The sequence below is a fragment of the bacterium genome, from assembly GCA_035528375.1.
In the GTDB taxonomy this organism is placed as follows: domain Bacteria; phylum RBG-13-66-14; class RBG-13-66-14; order RBG-13-66-14; family RBG-13-66-14; genus RBG-13-66-14.
The window spans coordinates 1-16,207 of record DATKYS010000011.1 but is presented as its reverse complement, the minus strand read 5'-3'; the positions used below and the strand labels follow the sequence as shown (position 1 = coordinate 16,207).

The 16,207-nt window shown below is 67.4% G+C and carries 12 protein-coding genes; 10 read left to right on the top strand and 2 right to left on the bottom strand.

What is annotated here, in order from left to right:
- Positions 1-378 precede the first annotated feature (378 nt).
- The 6 genes from VM054_00775 to VM054_00750 all read left to right on the top strand — a co-directional run bounded on the left by VM054_00775 (position 379) and on the right by VM054_00750 (position 8,470).
- Positions 379-2,697 (top strand): fused MFS/spermidine synthase, encoded by a 2,319-nt coding sequence (locus VM054_00775; protein HUT97590.1) that lies wholly within the window; start codon positions 379-381, stop codon positions 2,695-2,697.
- Between the two features lie 63 nt (positions 2,698-2,760).
- Positions 2,761-3,126, top strand: a complete 366-nt coding sequence (locus VM054_00770; GenBank protein HUT97589.1) for a hypothetical protein — start codon at positions 2,761-2,763, stop codon at positions 3,124-3,126.
- Positions 3,127-3,294, top strand: a complete 168-nt coding sequence (locus VM054_00765) for a hypothetical protein (GenBank protein ID HUT97588.1) — start codon at positions 3,127-3,129, stop codon at positions 3,292-3,294.
- A 37-nt stretch (positions 3,295-3,331) separates the two neighbouring features.
- A complete protein-coding gene (locus VM054_00760; protein HUT97587.1) occupies positions 3,332-4,747 on the top strand; it encodes an HD-GYP domain-containing protein in 1,416 nt (471 codons plus the stop codon).
- A gap of 147 nt (positions 4,748-4,894) precedes the next feature.
- Positions 4,895-7,603 carry a hypothetical protein gene (locus VM054_00755; GenBank protein HUT97586.1) on the top strand — a complete coding sequence of 903 codons (2,709 nt, stop codon included), beginning with the start codon at positions 4,895-4,897 and terminating at the stop codon, positions 7,601-7,603.
- Between the two features lie 300 nt (positions 7,604-7,903).
- Positions 7,904-8,470, top strand: a complete 567-nt coding sequence (locus VM054_00750; GenBank protein ID HUT97585.1) for a flavin reductase family protein — start codon at positions 7,904-7,906, stop codon at positions 8,468-8,470.
- Between the two features lie 47 nt (positions 8,471-8,517).
- On the opposite strand, the gene VM054_00745 is transcribed toward VM054_00750, so the two are convergent.
- Complete coding sequence (locus VM054_00745) at positions 8,518-9,768, bottom strand: tetratricopeptide repeat protein (GenBank protein ID HUT97584.1); 1,251 nt, start codon at positions 9,766-9,768, stop codon at positions 8,518-8,520.
- Between the two features lie 104 nt (positions 9,769-9,872).
- Here VM054_00745 and VM054_00740 point away from each other — a divergent pair, with 104 nt between their 5' ends.
- The 4 genes from VM054_00740 to VM054_00725 all read left to right on the top strand — a co-directional run bounded on the left by VM054_00740 (position 9,873) and on the right by VM054_00725 (position 13,153).
- Positions 9,873-10,715: a hypothetical protein gene (locus tag VM054_00740; GenBank protein HUT97583.1), complete on the top strand. Its 843-nt coding sequence runs from the start codon at positions 9,873-9,875 to the stop codon at positions 10,713-10,715.
- A gap of 15 nt (positions 10,716-10,730) precedes the next feature.
- On the top strand, positions 10,731-11,516 hold the full coding sequence (locus VM054_00735; GenBank protein HUT97582.1) for a hypothetical protein: 786 nt from the start codon (positions 10,731-10,733) through the stop codon (positions 11,514-11,516).
- 792 nt (positions 11,517-12,308) lie between these two features.
- Positions 12,309-12,815: a hypothetical protein gene (locus VM054_00730; protein HUT97581.1), complete on the top strand. Its 507-nt coding sequence runs from the start codon at positions 12,309-12,311 to the stop codon at positions 12,813-12,815.
- Between the two features lie 98 nt (positions 12,816-12,913).
- Positions 12,914-13,153 carry a type II toxin-antitoxin system HicB family antitoxin gene (locus VM054_00725; GenBank protein ID HUT97580.1) on the top strand — a complete coding sequence of 80 codons (240 nt, stop codon included), beginning with the start codon at positions 12,914-12,916 and terminating at the stop codon, positions 13,151-13,153.
- A gap of 511 nt (positions 13,154-13,664) precedes the next feature.
- Here VM054_00725 and VM054_00720 read toward each other — a convergent pair.
- Positions 13,665-15,908, bottom strand: coding sequence for a M1 family aminopeptidase (locus VM054_00720; GenBank protein ID HUT97579.1), 2,244 nt, complete (start codon positions 15,906-15,908; stop codon positions 13,665-13,667).
- Between the last annotated feature and the right edge of the window lie 299 nt (positions 15,909-16,207).

Below are 16,207 nucleotides of genomic sequence, written 5' to 3'. Positions count from 1 at the left end.
AAAATGCGGCGGGGACTAAAGTCCCCGCCCTACATTCAGGCGCATGGCGGTGGTGAAACCAACGGGCGGGTCAGGAGACCCGCCCCTACGTCAATATCCGGCGAACCCCCGTAGGGGCGATGAGTCCACGGTCGCCCGCGTGTCCCCTCCCCCCTCTGGGGGGAGGGTTAGGGAGGGGGGTGCATACGGGTTAGAGTGAGGGCTGCCTTATAAAAACGGGCCGACCTGAACGGCGCGCCGTCGGTCTGCCCCAACGAGGCCGCCCCTCATTCGCACGACGCCGGGAGGGGCGGCGCCGACCCGGATTGGTGTATAATACACCGCAAACCGCGCCAGTCGCGGGACCTTCCCCAAAAAGCGCCAACAAATCGGGTCCCCTTGACCTCCAGGCTCGAAAGGTTCCAGCTTCCGGCGGTGGCAGGGCTGTTCCTCGTCTCCGGCGCCGCCGGCCTCGTGTACGAGGTCGTCTGGCTGCGTCAACTCTCCTTCGTGTTCGGCGTGACGAGCCAGGCGGCGACGACGGTCCTGGCCGCGTTCATGGGGGGGATGGCGCTGGGGAGCTGGCTTCTGGGCCGCGTGGCCGACCGGATGCGGCGGCCGCTCGCCTTCTACGCCTTCCTCCAGGCCGGGGTGGCCGCCACCGGGCTCCTCGTCCCGCTTTTACTCCAGCTCGCCCGACTCGTCTACGTCCCGCTCTACGGCGCCACGGGGGGGTCCGGATTCCTCTTCACCGCGGTGCGGGCCACCCTGGCGCTCCTGGTCCTGCTTCCCACCACCACGCTCATGGGGGCCACGCTCCCCGCCCTGGCCCGGCACACCAGCCGCACCCGGGAGGCCATCGGCCGCCGCACCGGCCTCCTCTACACCCTCAACACGGCGGGGGCCGTGGTCGGGACGCTGGTGACCGGCTTCTTTTTGATCGAGCACCTGGGGCTCTGGGGCTCGACCGTGCTGGCGGCGGGGATCAACCTGGCGGCGGCGGGCGGGGCCTTCGCCCTGTCGCGCGCGGCCTCGGCGGAGCTCAAGCCCCACCCGGTTCGGCGGACTGCACCGTCCGACAGGCGGGGACGCCTCCTCCTCTGGCTCTACGCGATTTCCGGCTTCGCCGCCCTCGGGCTGGAGCTGGTGTGGAACCGGATGCTCATCCTCTGGTTCTCCAACGTCACCTACACCTTCTCGGCCATGCTGGCGGTGTACCTGGTGGGGCTGGCGCTGGGCGGGGCCTTCGGCTCCTGGCTGGTGAAGCGGCTCAAGAAACCACAGCGGGCCTTCGTCTGGGGTGAAATCGGGGTGGCCTTTAGCGCGCTGGCGACCACGGGGCTGGCGCTCAACTGGCCTCTGGCGCTGGGCCGCGCGAGCCAGGCCGTCGTCGGGGGGCTCACCGGCTGGGGCTCTCTCGTGGCCAGCTCGCTGGTCCTGACTTTGATCGTCATGCTCCTGCCGACGTTTCTCTTGGGGATGCTCTTCCCCGTGGCGGTCCGGCTCTACGCCCGGGAGTCGGGCGGGGTGGGCCGGCGGGTGGGCGAGCTCTGCGCCGCCAACTCGGCGGGGACCATCCTGGGCGCCGTGACGACCGGCTTCCTGCTGATACCGCTCCTGGGGTTCCAGGGGAGCCTGCTCTCGTTGACGGGGCTGTCGGTGCTGGTGGCCGCGGCGGCGGCGTGGCGCTGGCTCGAAAAGAAAACCCTCGCCCTGACCTCCTGCGCCGCCACACTCGCCTTCGGCGCCCTCTGGCTCCCCTTCGACCGCCTGGGCGAGAATTTCCTCCGGGAAGGCGAGACGCTCCTCTACTACGACGAGAGCGAGTCGGGGACCGTGGAGGTGCGCGAGCGCGCCGACGACCCCGCCAACGGGGGGGTGACCACCCGCCGGCTGGTGATAGACGGGAACCAGGCCACCTACACCGCCGTGAGCGACATGCGCAAGAACCGGATGCTGGCCCACCTGCCCATGCTGGTCCACCCGGATCCCAGGGACGTGCTGGTCATCTGCTTCGGCTCGGGTTCCACCTTCGGCGCCCTGGCGGTGTACGACACGGTGGAACGGGTGGACTGCGTGGAGATAGCCCCGGCGGTGATAGAGTGCGCACCGTTCTTCGCAAAGTTCAACCTGGACGTGCTGGCCAACCCCCTGGCCCGGGTGATCGTGGACGACGGACGGAACTACCTGTTATGCACGGACCGGCGCTACGACGTCATCACCGCCGAGCCGATGCCGCCCGCCGTGGCCGGGGTGGTGAACCTCTACACGGTGGAGTACTACGAGCTGTGCCGGCGGACGCTCGAGCCCGGCGGGGTGTGCGCCCAGTGGATACCGCTCTACCAGCTCGCCGTGCGCGACGTGCGGATGCTGGCCGCGAGCTTCGCCCGGGTCTTCCCCCACGTCCAGCTCTGGCTCACCGGGGACGACATCGTCCTTCTGGGTTCCGGCGAGCCGCTGTACGCGGACCCGGCCCGCTTCGCCGCGGCGGCGCGCGACCCGGACATCGTGCGCACCCTGGCCGAGGTGGGGGTGCCGGGGCCCGTGGCGCTCCTGGACCGGCTGGCCCTGGACGACGCCGCCTTCCGCTCCTACGTGCGGGGTTTCGAGCCGGTCAGCGACGACCGCCCCGTCGTCGAGTACTCCGCCCCGCGCAACTTCCACGCCCCGGCCACCGTCCACGACAACCTCCGAGCCATCGAAACGTACCGCCCCTGATGCCGGACGGCATGGAGGGCGCCGGACGGTCGAACGGCGGGGTTCCCCGCCTCGGAGGAAAAGATGAAGTGGTTCCTGATTAGTCTGGCGGCCCTCCTGCTGCCGGCCTGCGGAACTCCAACCGACAATGGAGATGATGGTCCTGCCCCGGGGTGTGCCTATCTGACGGTTATCAACGGGCTGGAGGAAAGCATAACCGAGCTTAACTGTTATGGCCCCATAGGTGGGGAGGAACCCTGGTATAACTACATCATCATGTATGGGGAGGACCCCTTAATGCCGGGGGAAAGTGTGACTGCCGAGGTGGGGATTGGCCGATACAATCTAAATGCGACCGACAAATCACACGAGAATTACCATCGTTGGGATGTTAACGTAACCGAAGACGGCTACACCTGGGAGATTACGCTGGAGGATCAAGCCGATTAAATGCGCGTCGCCCTCTGCGCCCGCGGCTCGAAGGACCTCCGCGAAGTGAGCCGCGAGTCGCAACCGCGGGCCATGCGGGACCGGGCCGAGGCCGCCGGCGAAACGGTCGTTCTGGAGAAGGTTGACGGGGCGGTGAGCCACTTCGGCTTTTCTGTGCTATATTTATAGGGTTAGACATTACGAAAGCCCCGGGCAGGTGACCCCCATGAAGCTAGCCGATATGTTGAACGACTTCGCCCAGGCCACCCGCACACAGCTCGTCGTCCTCACCAAGGGCGGCATCGAGCGTCTCGGCTCCCCCAAGGACCACTGCCCCACGTTCTCCAACAGAGCGGACTCGCCCTGCCTGGAAGCGCTCACCAAGTCCCACGACCGGGTCATAGACTGCGGCGGGGGGTGCGCGGCGCTCAGCATCCACCCCGAGGTCCCGGGGCTGATGCAGATAATCATCTGCCGCCGGGGGGACGGTACGAAGAGCGACCTCGGCGTCCTCTCCCGGCTCCTCAGGCTCCAGCTCGCGCCCTACGCGGAGCTCAGCGTCACCGCCCCGGACAAAAATCCGCTCAACACCAACCTGCGCCTGGAGCTGGCCGCCCTCACGGGCCTGCGGGAGATGGAGAACCGGCTCGGGGCCGCGCTGGACCCCGAGACCTTCTTCGGCGATCTGGTCGCCTACCTGGGGGAGCTCTTCGGCACCGACGCCGCGGTCGCCCTCTGGCGCCGGCCCGACGGCGACGTGGGGGCCCGCGCCGAGGGGGTCAAGCTCCCCGGACGCCGGGGGCTCGAGGAGGCCTTCGACAAGCTGGGCAAGCTCCCCACCCGCCACACCCCGATCAAGCCCATGCAGAACAAGCACTTCCTGCGCTTCGAGGCGAGCTTCGACCTGAAGCCCGACTCCGGCGTGGGGATGGCCTTCGGCGAGATCCCCTTCGACTACCACGTCTTTATGGTCTGGAAGCGGCCCGAGGCGGCGGAGGAGCTCCTCGAGCGGCTGGAGACCATCCACGGCCAGCTCGCGGTCTTCGTGGAGCGCCTGGCCCGCCACTCGACCGTGGAAAGTTCGTATCTGGCCACGGTGCGCACCATGGTCAACGCGCTGGAGGCCCGGGACACCTACCACCGGGGGCACTCGGACCGGGTGATGCGCTACGCCGTGCGCCTGGGTCGGGCCCGGGGCCTCGGACCCGAGGAGCTGACCTCCCTCTCGTTCGCCGCGGTCCTGCACGACATCGGCAAGGTCGGCCTGGCCGAGGAGATAATCGGCAAGGACACCCCCCTGGACGAGGCGGAGTGGGTCGTGGTGCGGCGGCATCCCATCGTCGGCGAGGCGCTCGTGGGGGGCATCCCCTACCTGGAGGAGGCGGCCCGCACCATCCGCCACCACCACGAGCGCTGGGACGGCGAGGGCTACCCCAACCGGCTGGCCGGGGAGGAGATTCCGCTACCGGCCCGCATCCTGGCCATCGCCGAGTCTTACGACGCCATGACCTCGGAGCGGCCCTACCGCCACCCCCTGACCACCGAGCGGGCGCTCCTCGAGCTGGAGGGCAACGCCGGGGACCAGTTCGACCCGGAACTGGTGCCCCTCTTCATCGAGGGCCGATGCTACGAGGAACCGTAGCGCCGCCCGGGTCGGGAAAGCGCCGAAGAGCGCCGGAATTGGCGCAAGGACAACGATATCGGTTCTATTAAGTCTTGACAAACGGCCGACGGAATCTTTTAATTGTAGGCGTTTGTGGTACCGGCCGACCATACCAGGGGGCCCCCTATGGGAAAGAAAGAAAAACCCGCGGAAAAGCCCGAGCAGTGGGAAGAAAACCTCATATCGAGCCTGTCGCTTTCCCAATCCAAGGGCGATGACAAGCAGTTCCTGCAGATCCGCGACAAGCTCACCGAGCTCTTCACCAAGTCCGAGGGCATCCTGCAGGATCTCGCGAATGAGACCAAGCGGACGCAGGAAAACCTCGACCTCGTCAAGAAGAAGGGCAAGGAGATACAGGAGCTGACCGCCGGCCTGCGCGAGGTCTCCGGGTCCCGGGAACAGATAACCGCCGACCTGGACGAGATCCGGCTCACCTCGAAGGTCATCGAGAAGTCCAAGAAGCGCGTGCGGGACGTGGCGGGCAAGCTGGACACCGTGATCGCCGACACCGAGGAGAAGCTGCGGGGCTTCGAGAACACCCTGGCCGGCTACCGGGGGGAGCTCGACCGCCTCCTGAAGAGCGAGACGGGGGTCGCCAAGGCCAACCAGGAGCTGGCCAAGGTCTCCAGCCGGTTGGACCAGTTGGACGCCAAGGCCGCCGAGGTCGCCGACAACCTGGCCGACCTGAAGCGCGAGGGGGAGGAGATAACCAAGCTCCAGACCCGCCTGGAAGAGTCCGCCAAGAAGATAGACGGCATCACGGAGAACATGAGCGTCGTGGACAGCCGGACGGAGGGCTTCGTCGCCAAGCTCAACGAGCTGACGGGGGAGCTCAACGCCACCCGGGACGCCACGAAGAAAATCTCCGAAGACCTGGCCGAAATAGGCACCTACCAGCACAAGGCCGACGAGCTCAAGCAGTCCGTCGAGTACATCAAGAACAAGTTCAAGAGCCTGGACCGGGAGCGCGAGATAGTCGAGAAGGTGGCCGCGGAGCAGGCCCGGATCAACGTGGTCTTCTGGGACATCGAGGCCCAGGTCAACAAGATCAACCAGCAGATGGTCCAGGTCACGGAGACCCGCCAGGCCATAGACGCTCTGGAACAGCGGATGCAGTCCATCCTGGCCGCCAAGGGCGAAGTGGAGGCCGTGCTGGCGGCCACTAAGACGGCCCAGGCCGAGGGCGTCAAGGCCCGGGAGCTGGCCGAGCAGTTCAAGCTGGCCCTCCAGGAGATGGAGGAGGGCCGCCGCGAGCTCGCCAGCCAGCACCATCAGATCGCCTCACAGGCCAAGCAGCTCGACGAGATGGACGTCCACGTCAACACCCTCCGGGACAGGCTGACCGAGGTCGGCCAGTTCGAGGAGAAGTTGAACAAGCTCCGCATCGAGTCCGCCTCCTTCGACGACCGGCTGCAGGGCCTCTTCGACAAGCGCTCCGCCATGGAGGACGCCCTGGCGACCGCGGGGCGGCTGGGCGAGGAGCTCGAGCGGGTTCAGAGCGTGGAGAACCACCTCAGTTCCTTCCGCGACCGCCTCGAGGCGCTGAGCGCCCGCCTGGGGCCCGCCGAGGCCCGTCTCACCGAAATCGGCGCCCAGGAGGGCCGCATCCAGAACCTGCGCGGGGCGGTGAACGACCTCGAGGGGCGCCTCGGAGCGACGACCGAATCGTCCAAGGCCGCCCTGGACGGCCTGGAGACGATTAACAACTCCCGCCAGCGCATCGAGCAGCTCGCCGCGCGCTTGGACCGCCTCGACGAGCGCGAGCACCTCGTCGGAGACCACCTGGCCACCATCGAGCAGCGCTTCCAGACGGTCAAGACCCTCGAGGGGAAGATTGCCGACCTCAACCGGATGATTGACGACCTGGACGGGCGGTCCAAGGCCCAGCTCGAGCAGCGGGCCAAGGCGGACGAGCTGGACGCCAAGCTGGCCGATCTGGCCATCTCCCTGGAGCGGTGCCGCGTCGCCGGCGACGAGGTCCGCCACACGAAGGGCGAGGTGGACACCGTGGGGACCAAGGTCGAGGCCCTGCTGGCCAAGACCGCCGAGCTGGACGGCGCGGCCAAGGAAATCGAGGGGCTCGGCGAGCGGCTGGAGAAGAACCGCAAGGAGTCCCTGAAGGGGGTCAAGGATACCGAGCGTCTCGCCGCCGCCAACGCCGAGCGGTTGGAGCAGCTCAAGGAGGCGGGGAATAAAATCGGCGAGCGTCAGGAGGAAATCCGCCAGGCCGCCGAGGCCGCCGAGGCCTACGAGGCCCGCCTCGAGGGATTCAAGACGCGCCTGGCCGACCTGGACAAAAACCTCGACCAGACCGACAAAGGCGTCGTCGAGAAGAGCACCCGTCTGGCCGAGCTGGACTCGAGGATAAAAACCATCTCAAACGCCACCGAGCGCTCCGTCAAGCTCGACGCCGACCTCTCGGTGCTGGAGAACCGGGTCGAGGCCTTCAAGAAGCTGGAGAAAAAGCTCGCCGAAGTCGAGGAGCGGGCCAGGACCACCACGGAGCTCGTCACCTCCACCAGCGAGAAGCACCACCCGGTTCTCCTGCAGCTCAAGCAGGAATCAACCGACCTGTCGAGCAGCCTGAACGCGCTCCAGAGCTCCCTGGGCGGGCTCACCGAAAGCCTCAAGGAGATGGAGTCGAGGGCCAAGCTGGCCGAAAAGCTGGACAAGAAGATGAAGGACTTCTCGGTCCAGCTCGAGGATTTCCAGGTCCGCCAGCAGAACCTGGAGCAGGAGCTGGAGTCCCGGGAGGAGATGGCCAACGAGATAGAGCGGCTCCAGAGGCTGTTGAAAGAGGCGGAGACCAAGCTGAAGAAGCTCAGCTCCTCGTAGCGCGGGAGCGGACCGTCGGGCGATGAATGTAGGGCGGCCCCGTAGGACGAGTCCTCTGCGGGCCGCCTCTGATTACGGTGATGTAGGGCGGCCCCGTAGGACGAGTCCTCTGCGGGCCGCTACGAATTGCACTGACGTGGGGCGGACACGCTCACCGCCGTGCGCCGCCGGGTCGCGGTCTACGACGTCACCGACGGCTCCGGGTCGTGTTCTAGGCGGTTCCGTGGAAAAACGCGCACTCCCGAAGCCGCCCCCCCTGTGGACGGCCCGTTTCGGCGGATTATTGAAAGCGGCATTCCTATGGACAAGCTGACCCTGGCGCCCGCGACGTACCTCTACCCCGCCCCCGTCGTGGTGGTGAGCTGCGGCGTGGGGGAGCGGGCGAACCTCATCACCCTGGCCTGGGCGGCCAACGTCTGCGCCGACCCGCCCCAACTGGCCATCGCCGTCCGCCCGAACCGGCACTCCCACCCCCTGATAGCGGAGGCGGGCGGGTTCGTGGTCAACCTCCCCGCCGCCGGGCACGTCGGCGCGGTGGACTTCTGCGGCACCTTCTCCGGGCGGGACGTGGACAAGTGGAGAGAGACCGGCCTGACGCCGGTCCCCTCGGAGAAGGTCGCCCCGCCGCGCATCGGCGAGTTCCCCGTCAACATCGAGTGCGCCCTGCGCCACACGCTCCCCCTGGGCTCCCACGACCTCTTCGTGGGGGAGGTGCTGTCGGTCCACGTCGCCCGGTCGGTGGCGGGGGAGGACGGCCGCGTGGATTCCAACCGCCTGGCGTCGGTGGTCTACGGCCACGGCCGGAGCTACTACGGTCTGGGGGGGACGCTGGGGAAGGCGTTCCAGGCCCGCCGGAAGAAGGGGTGAAAAGCGGGTCCGCCGCCACCCCTCCGTCGCACCGATGACGGCGACCGCTAAGCGGTGAACATCCGTCCGTACTCCGCCACCGGCCCCCGGCGGATTCTTTTTTCCAGGTCGGTTTTTTCGAAGATGTCGTTCGCCTCGCCGCGGTAACGCTCCTCCCCGGCCGCGTCCCCGAGAGCCAGGGCCAGCCGCGCCCGCTCCTGAAGAATGAGAGCGCGGGCCGGAAGGAGCGTCCGGGAACGCTCGAGGCCCTCGGCGAGGGAACGCTCCGCCCCGTCGTAATCCCCCGCGAGCCGTCGGCACCGGGCCGTAATTTCCAGGCAGGCCGGGTCGTAGTGCTCGAACTCCCCCAGTCTCCGGAGTCCCTCCGCGATGAGCTCCCCCGCCCCGTCCGGGTCGCCCCCGAGCGCGGCGACGTCGGCCGAGTAGAAGTTCAGGGTGACCAGCTTCCGGGCGAAATTCGCCGCTTCGGCCCAACGGCGGCTCTCCTCCAGGGAAAGGGCCGCCTCCTCCAGCCGGCCCCACTCGGTGAGGATAATCCCCAGGCACGTGTAAGCGATGGATAGGTTGAAGGGCAGCTCGAGCTCGGTGAACAGGCGGACCGCCTCGCGCTGGGCCGCGACGCTCTCGGCGAAGCGGGCGAAGTCCCGGTACACCATGGAGACGTTGGTCAGAACCCCGGCGTGGTCCCGGGGCATCTCGAAGTGCCCGGCCCTCTCCAGGCACCACTCGTACCCCTCCAGCGCGTCTTTGTGGCGGCCGACCAGGGAGTCCGCGGTGGCCATGTTGGCCGCGGCCTTGACCCGGATAGCCTCGTCGCCGATCCGCTCCCCGATCTCGGCGGCCCGCCGCGCCAGCTCGCGCCCCTCATCGTACCGCTCCTGGCGCCAGGCGGTGATGGAGAGCTGGTTGAGAAGCCGGCCCAGGCGCTCCGGCGGCAGATTCGGCTCCAGGGCGGCCCGCAGAACACCCTCGGCCAGCTCCCAGTCGCCGGAGGGGGAGAGGAGCTGCACCAGGTCCCTGTCCAGGGAAAGCTCGGCCGCGTGGCGCTGGTCGGCCCGCGTGGCGAAGGGGGGAGCGGACTCCGGCAGGGTCAATTCCTCCGATCGGCAACCCAGGGCTTCGGCGAGACGTTCCAGGTTGTGCGCGGTGATCCACCGGACCTTCCCGGTCAGCCAGCGGCTCACGGTTTTCCGGCTCACCCGGACGAGCCGGGCCAGGGCCCACTGGCGCAGCCCCAGTTCCCGCACCTCACGGACCAGGCGGTCCGTGTCGAGCCGCACGGTGTCTTCCCTGCGCATCCGTGTCCCCCAATGTCCCTTGACCGGAGAGCGGAGGGCGGTTAACCTTAATCGGCAAAAGACCCCGAGCCGATTATAAAACGAGTTCAACGAGAGGTGTCTGGATGAAGACGGCGGTCGCGATTCTGTGCACCCTGTTCCTTTTCGGAGCCCCGGCCCAGGACGTCGGCGCGGAGGCGTCCTTCCCCGAGGGCGAGTGGGAGACGCTCAGGGGGCTGATGAAGACCGGCGGCGTCGAGGCGGTCGTCGGGTACGTCGCGGGCTTCGCCGACCCGGCGGAGCGCCTCGCGCTCTTCGGTTTCGCACGACCCGCCTTCGCCTACCGCGAATGGGCGGGCAAGAACCTGGACGACCTGGTGACGGTCGGCGAGGCGGGGATCGAGGAGGCGCTCAGACAGGCGGACCTCGCCGCCGACGATGACGCCCGGCGGGAGCTCGTCGAATGGGCCAACGTGGAGGCGTACAACCTGTCGGCGGATTTAGCCGAATGCTGGCCCGGCGACGACCTTCCCCGCGAGAGGCGCCACTTCGAAAAGGGCGTCGAGCTCGCCGACCGGTGCCTGGCCTGGCGGGAGGAGCTGGGGAAAGGACCCTTCGCCTTCTCGCTGGCCTACTGGGCGCGGGGGATGCACGACCTCTCGCTGTGGAACGTCGAATCGGCGCGGGGCGACTTCGCCGCCGCCCTGGAGTATTCGAAAACGTACGCCGTAGAGGAGGGCCTCCCGGCGGACTGCGTCCCCGGCGGCGAGTTCACCGTGATTCTCAACAACGGCTACCTGGGCCTGGCCCTCTGGATTCAAAAAGACCCGATGGGGCCGGTGCTCTACTACCGGGCCCTCGGGGCATTCCGGGGCACGGCGGCGGATTTTCCCGAGATGGCCGATGATGCGCAATTCGGCATCGAGCAACTGGAGAAGGTCCGCGGCATATTCATCGGCGAGAAGTAACCCGAAGGAGGGACGATGACCGAGAAGGAGTTCCCGGAGAACCACTGGGAGGAGATGAAGCGCCTGATGGAACGGGGCGGCCCGCGGGCCGTGATCGAGTTCGTCGCGGGTTTTCCCGACGACCTCGAGCGCCGCAAGCTCTACGCCTTCTGCAACCAGGCCTTCAGCATGCGGGACTGGAACGGCAAGAACTTCGACGGCCTGGTGGAGGTCGTGGAGGAGGGCATCGCCGAGGGGCTGCGCCAGGCCGCCGCGGCCGGGGATGCGGAGACGAGGGACAAGTGCACCGACTACGCCAACATGATGAGTTACAACCTGTCGGCGAATCTGGCCGAGTGCTGGCCGGGGGACGAGGAGCCCCGCGAGCGGCGCCACTTCGAAAAGGGCCTGGAGCTCGCCCGGCGCTGCGTCGCCTGGCGGGGGGAATTGAAGAAGGCCGCCGGGCCATTCTCCATGGCCCACTGGGCCTGCGGGATGCACGCCCTGTCGCTGGGGAATGCGACCGCCGCCCGGGAGGATTTCGAGAAATCCCTGGACTACGCGGTGAAGAACGCGCGGGAATCCGGCGCCGTCGCGGAGTGCGCCTCGGGGGGCGATTTTTCGGTCGTCCTCGGCCACGGCTACCTGGGCCTGGCCCGCATGGCCGCCGGAGACGCGGTCGGGAGGGAAATTTACGATAATGCCGTGGACGCCTTCCAGGCCACCGTGGAGGACTTTCCCGAAAAGAAGGACGACGCCCGGTTCGGCCTGGACCAGCTCCGGTGGGTGGAAAGTCGGGTGCTCGGCCGCCTGAGCGGTTGACCCCGCCGCTTTTTTAATCGCGGCGGCCCGCAGGGGACTCGTCCCACGGGGCCGCCCAACGTTTTGGAATCGTACGTTGCCATCGTAGGGGCGGGTATCAACACCCGCCAGCCGTTTTTTACCCCCCACCCCGGCCCGTAAGCGCGCTTCCCCCCGGAGGGGGAGGGGGAACGTAGGGCGGGGGCTCCTGCACTAGGCGATTTTACCCTCACCCCAACCCGTAGGCGAGCCTCTCCCTAGAAGGGAGAGGGGGACGTATCGCCCCTCACCCCGTACCACGCCCTGCAATTGGGATGATGTAGGGCGGTCCCTCCGCGGGCCGCCGCGTTTTGCGCTGGCGTAGGGGCGGACCTTCAGGTCCGCCCGCGGGCCGACCTAAAGGTCGGCCCCTACAAGGTTGATTCGCGATTCACAACCAACCCGTAGGGGCGGGTGTCCTCACCCGCCCGTTTTCAATTGAACCCCAAATGTAGGGCGGGGCTTCTAAACCCCGCCGGTTTCGCTTCACTCCCCTCCCTAACCTCCCCCCAGAGGGGGAGGGGATACGCAGAAGCCCCCACCCCGGTCCGCAGGCGCGCCTCTCCGCTGATGTAGACCCGCCCCGACGAAACGGCCCCGAAGGTGCTATAATTACTATCGTTGAAAACGATGCACCTTTCACGACGGGGAGAACCAGTGAAACGATTGCCGGTGCTTCTGCTACTGACCGCGCTGGGCGCCCCCGCGGCGGCCGAAGAGGTCGTCATCGGCGAGATGGACGCCGGCTGCGCCCTGCCGTTCTGCGGCGGGTGAGTGAACTCCTACCGCGTCCAGGACCTGGTACGCAATTACGAGATAGGCGCCCCGGGGACCATCACCGGCGTCGCCTACCAGGCGGACGACGACGCCATGAACGCCCAGTTCAACGCATTCCAGATGAAGCTCTGCCACACATCGCTGGACGAGCTCACCAGCTCCTTCTCGGGCAACTACGACGGCAACGAGCCCGCGCTCGTCTCCGAGCAGGACCCCCTCATCCTCGACGCCGTCGCCGACGAGTTGTTCGACATCCCCGGTTTCACGCCCTTCCGCTACGACGGCGTGGGCAACCTCCTCATCGAAGTGCGGTGGATGAACGACAACGGGACCGACCTCGAAACCTGGGTGACGAACACGGACATCTACCGCCTGCTCTACCACAAGTATCTCGACGAGGACGAAGGCATTCTGGAGATGATTTACCACCGCTTCCGCATCACGATCGAGTTCGACCAGGCCGTCGAAGAGGTGAGCTGGGGAGTCATCAAGGCGGGGTTCTAGGCCACGCTCGCGGGAAAAGACACGGGTAGAGCGCGACCGCTCCGCGGAAGGCCGCTTTAGAAACTGAACGATACCCCTATCCGAGAGCGAGGTTTCCGATGGGCGTCACGCTGTCCGCCGTCATCCACCGCCGGAGTGCGGCGTGGCTGGCCCGCTGCCCCGAGGTGGGCACCATGTGCCAGGGTGCCACCTACGGGGAGGCGCTGGCCAACCTGAAGCGGATAACCGAGGAGTACCTGAAGAGTTTCGCCCTGCCGGAGGATTTCGACCGGGCCACGCTGGCGACCTTTGAGGTCGAGTCGCCGAAGCCGCCCGCCGGGGGCGAACCGTCGGTTTAGGCTTTCGGGCGGCGGATGTACGTAGGGGCGGGTGTCCACACCCGCCCGATTTCGCCAAAATGTAGGGCGACCCCGTAGGACGAGTCCTCCGCAGGCCGCCGTGTTTTCTACGTTCTCAATCCCGACCCTCACCCTAGCCCTCTCCCACGGGGAGAGGGAGACCGCGGGCCGACCTGAAGGTCGGCCCCTACGGGTCGGATTCGCGGCGGATGGACGTAGGGCGGGGATTCCCATCCCCGCCGCTTTTTTCTAAGGCAGCCCTCACCCCCATCCCCTCTCCCACGGGGAGAGGGGGGCCGGGGGCCGCCGCATTCACGTTCCCGACCCTTACCCTCACCCTAACCCTCTCCCTAAGAGGGAGAGGGGACCGCTACACCCCTCACCCCGATCCGCGCCCGTTACGATGACGTAGGGCGGCCCTTCTACGGGCCGCCGTGTTTTCTACGTTCTCAATCCCGACCCTCACCCTAGCCCGTAGGCGCGCCTCCCCCCAGAGGGGGGAGGGGGCATCTTACCGCGCGACGACCAGACGCCGCGTGAGCGACCCGTTATCCGTCGCCAGGCGCACGAGGTACACCCCGGCCGGGAAACCCTCCGTATCCCAAGAAACTTCGTGCCGCCCCGCTGCCAGCTCCCCCTCGACGAGCGTCGCCACCCGCCGGCCCGCCAGGTCGTAAACGTTTAATTCCACCGGTCCGCCCTCGGGCAGGTTGAAGCCGATGGTGACCGCCGTCGCGGCGGGGTTCGGGTACGGCTCGGCCATCGCCAGCGGCTCGCCGGGGACGAGCCAGTCCGCGGGCCCGGCGGTGAACTCCAGGTACAGTCCGTCGGCCGCGTGGGCCACCAGGCGGTAGGAGTAGCTCCCCGACCCGGGCAGCGACCGGTCCAGAAAACGCCCCGAGGCCGGCAGCAGCCACTCGTGGAGCTTCGTCTCGCCCAGGCCGTCCCGCCGGTAGAGCTCCACCCCCAGCACGTCGCCCCCCGTCTCCCAGTTGACCAACAGGCCGTCCCCCGCCGCGCTCACCTGCGCCTCGGCCCGGTCCACCGCCGTGCAATCATCGGAATCGCACAGCAGCCAGTAACCTGGGTCGAGCTCGACGGATTCCACGTCGTCGTCCAGGTCGAAGGAGAACTCCTGGCTCCGCTCGTCCATCCACACGGTGACGACCTCGTCGGAGCGCGAGGCGTAGTCCACGCCGAAATCCACCGGCACCTCGAAGACGTAGGGCGTGTCGCGGTCGGTGGACTGGACCTGATCGAGGTGCAGGTGGAGGACGGTGTCGGGGCCGGAGCCGGAGGTCCACCACCACCACTCGAACTCGGGGTGGCCCGCCTGGTACACCCACTGGTCGAAGAACCAGTCCATGTCGGAATCGGTGTGGTGCTCGTTGCCGTCCCAGAAGTCCTCGGTGTTGTCCTTGAGAATCCCGGTGGTGGCCCAGGAGTAGCGACGGTCGGCCTGGTAGTCGGCCAGGCAGGCGTAGAAATCGCCGTCGCCCATGAGGTGCCGCAGCATGTTCAAGACCCAGGAGCCCTTGTAATATGGCAGGTAGCCGAAGATGGGGTCGGGGTCGTAGATGGGCGAGCGGTTTCCGTAGTCGCCGGCGTTGTAGCGGTTACGGTGGATCAACAGCCGGGCGCGGCGCCCCTCGTCGCCATCCTGGTCCTCGTCGTAGATGACCTCGCAGTAGCTGGCGAACCCCTCGTTGAGCCAGCACTCCTTCCAGGTGTGGGCGGTGACCGCGTCGCCCCACCACTGGTGCGACATCTCGTGGACGAAGATGATGTAGTTCACGCCGGAGCCGTTCACCAGGGAGGCCAACAGCGAGATGCAGGTCTGGTGCTCCATCCCGCCGTAGGGCAGGGGGCTCACGCAGTACCCCGCCCGCTCGAAGGGGTAGCTCCCGAAGAGATCCTCGTACACCCCCATGCAGGTCGGCACCGTGTAATCGAAGTCGGCGTGGGCGTCTTCCTCCATGCCGGGGTAGACGTAGTAATCAATGGGGATGTCGGCGTCGCCGTAGAAGTGCCTGCGGTAGTGCGAGTAGTCCGTGGCCGAGAGCATGATGAGGTAGGGCGCGATGGGGTCCCGGGTCTGGAAGGTCACACGGTGCTGTCCGCCGCCCACCGACTCGTCGGAGACCTTGTGCCCGTTCGAGGTCACGTCGTAGGCCGTTCCGATGGTGACGACGGTGGTCGAGGGCGCCTTTTCGAAGTTCCAGTCGCGGCAGGGGAACCAGTTGCGGGTGACGTCGGGGCAACCGCAGGTGTACACGATCCCGCCGTTGTCGGTCTCGTACCACATCCCGTCCGTGGGGTCGCCGTGGTAGGAGACGGAGATGGAGGTCTCCTCACCGGTGTCCAGGGGGGCGTTCAGGGTGACCGTCAACAGGTCGTCGGAGTAGGTGTAGGAGCAGGGGGAGCCGTTCTCCAGAACGTAGTCCACGGTCAGGTCCACCAGGTCCAGGACGACCTGGGTCAGGCCGTCCTGGTCGCTGACGATTTGCAGGTCCGTCCGCGTGTCGGGGCTGGTGATGAGCGGCGAGCCGCCGGGGTCGAGGGTCAGGGAGATGTCGTAACCGATGGTGTGGTAGGAGACGTCCTCCTCGGTGGGCGGCGGGAGTCCCTCCGCGGCCTTGATGGCGCGCGAGGCCAGAACCTGGTTCCACCAGTCCTGGGGGTCGGCGGGCTCGATGGGCGGGTGGGCCGCCGCCAGGGCGGCCAGGAGCATGACGGTAAGAAGTACGTGACGCATGGCAAACCTCCGGTTTCGTCCGAGGTCATATTAGCACATCGGCGGGCGACTCCGTTCCGTGTGACGCAAATTGCGATGACGTAGGGGCCGACCTTCAGGTCGGCCCACGGGCGACCGTGGACGGTCGCCCCTACGTGTTGTCAACCGTCGTGCGCCGACGTAGGGCGGGGAATCCTTTCCCGCCGCGTTTACCCCTCTCCCTAACCCTCCCCCCAGAGGGGGGAGGGGACATGCGGCAACCCTCACCCTATCCCGCGCCACGCTGCGATGACGTAGGGCGGCCCCTCCGCGGGCCGCCG